4 protein-coding genes are annotated in these 1,884 nt (G+C 60.4%); all 4 read left to right on the forward strand.

Annotated elements, in window-relative coordinates; all coding sequences use genetic code 11:
* Window positions 1-303 (forward strand): hypothetical protein (locus sphst_RS11285; protein ID WP_199848960.1); only part of this gene is annotated, 303 nt, incomplete at its 5' end.
* Window positions 304-368: 65 nt separating this feature from the next.
* Entirely contained in the window at window positions 369-701 is a 333-nt protein-coding gene (locus sphst_RS11290) for an ArsR/SmtB family transcription factor (RefSeq protein WP_031393238.1), read from the forward strand.
* A gap of 11 nt (window positions 702-712) precedes the next feature.
* Window positions 713-1,141 (forward strand): arsenate reductase (glutaredoxin), encoded by a 429-nt coding sequence (gene arsC, locus sphst_RS11295; RefSeq protein WP_234387589.1) that lies wholly within the window; start codon window positions 713-715, stop codon window positions 1,139-1,141.
* On the forward strand, window positions 1,141-1,884 hold a 744-nt coding region (locus sphst_RS11300), incomplete at its 3' end, for an ArsB/NhaD family transporter (protein WP_267895116.1). The genes arsC and sphst_RS11300, both read left to right, overlap by 1 nt.

Consider the following 1,884-nt stretch of genomic DNA (forward strand, 5'->3'; position numbering starts at 1 on the left):
GTTAACTTTGAGAACAAAATCGTCTTGTCCATCGCGGTTCGTTTGAAAGCTGAACGGATCATGATTGATAGAATCAACGATCCTGATTTTTTAAACGCAATAAAGGGAAGTCAAACCTCTGTTCTTCTTAGAAAGTTCAAAAAGAAATTTCCCGATAAAATCGCAGATGCAATCATCCTCGATCGGGTGTCTCTTATGACGCCAGAGAATATCCATCTTAACTCATTTATGTATGAGCCTATACTCGACATGTCAGATGAGCACCTCCGCCAGCTTTACGCTGATCTTACAAAGATATCCTGATGCTGCCGTCATCACGCTAACCCCCTTGGGCTAGCTCAAACCGTTATATCCGCTATGCTGGATGTATGGATAACGATTCGGCTATCAGCGCGTTGAACGCGCTTGCGCAAAGCACTCGCCTTAATACCTTCCGCCTGCTGGTGCGGCACGAACCGAACGGTTTGGCCGCGGGCGATATCGCTCGGCAACTCGACGTGCCGCAAAATACCATGTCCGCGCACCTCGGCATTCTCGCCCGGGCCGGCATCGTGCGTTCCGAACGGCGAAGCCGATCGATCATCTACCGCGCCGATCTGGACGGGCTGCGCGCACTGACCCTGTTCCTCGTCAAAGACTGCTGCGCCGGCTCACCCGAACTATGTGCGCCACTCCTGGCCGAACTCACCCCATGCTGCTGAAAGGACGTCCCGTGGCCGTCGATATCGTGATCTATCACAACCCCGAGTGCGGCACGTCGCGCAACACGCTGGCGATGATCCGCAATGCCGGCATTGAGCCGCACGTCATCGAATATCTGAAAACCCCACCCTCGCGCGCGCTGCTGATCGAACTGATCGACCGCGCCGGGATCACGCCCCGCGATCTGCTGCGCGAGAAGGGCACGCCCTATGCTGAGCTGGGCCTTCGTGACACCACGCTGTCAGACGACGCGCTGGTGGACGCGATGATGGCGCATCCGGTCCTCATCAACCGACCGCTCGTCGTCTCGCCGCTCGGCGTGAAGCTGTGCCGACCGTCCGAAGCGGTCCTTGATCTGCTGCCCGGGCCGCAACAGGAGGCGTTTGCCAAGGAAGACGGCCAACAGGTCGTAGACGCTTCGGGTCAGCGCATCGCCTGATGCTGCTCGCGCTCGCTATCTTCGTCGTCACGATCGCGCTCGTCATCTGGCAGCCCAAGGGCCTGGGCATCGGCTGGAGCGCGCTAGGCGGCGCGGCCGTCGCGCTGCTCGTCGGGGTCGTTTCGCTCTCTGACGTGCCTGTGGTGTGGGGCATCGTCTGGAACGCGACCGCGACGTTCGTCGCGATCATCATCGTCAGCCTGTTGCTCGATGAAGCCGGGTTCTTCGAATGGGCGGCGCTCCACGTCGCACGCTGGGGCGGGGGGCATGGTCGCCGCCTGTTCGTGCTAATCGTGCTGCTCGGCGCGGCGGTGTCGGCGCTGTTCGCCAATGATGGCGCCGCGCTGATCCTGACGCCGATCGTTATCGCGATGCTGCGTGCCCTGGGATACAAGGACAAGGCGACGCTGGCGTTCGTGATGGCGGCGGGATTCATCGCTGATACCGCCAGTCTGCCGCTGATCGTCTCCAACCTCGTCAACATCGTGTCGGCCGACTTCTTCCGGATCGGCTTTGCCGATTACGCCTCGGTGATGGTGCCGGTCGATCTGGCGTCGATCGCCGCGACACTGGTTGCGCTGCTGCTGTTCTTCCGGCGCGACATACCGGCAAGCTACGATGTGGCGCAGCTCCGCACGCCCGGTGATGCGATCCGCGACCGTGCCACGTTCAAGGCGGGCTGGGTCGTTCTTGCTCTACTGCTTGCCGGCTTCTTTCTGCTCGAACCCCTCGGCGTGCCGGTC

This window comes from Sphingomonas sp. STIS6.2, from assembly GCF_000732685.2.
GTDB lineage: Bacteria > Pseudomonadota > Alphaproteobacteria > Sphingomonadales > Sphingomonadaceae > Sphingomonas > Sphingomonas aerolata.

What these genes read in the sequence shown, in the direction of transcription:
- sphst_RS11290 (WP_031393238.1), top strand. Translation starts at nt 369, where the DNA reads ATGGATAACGATTCGGCTATCAGCGCGTTGAACGCGCTTGCGCAAAGC.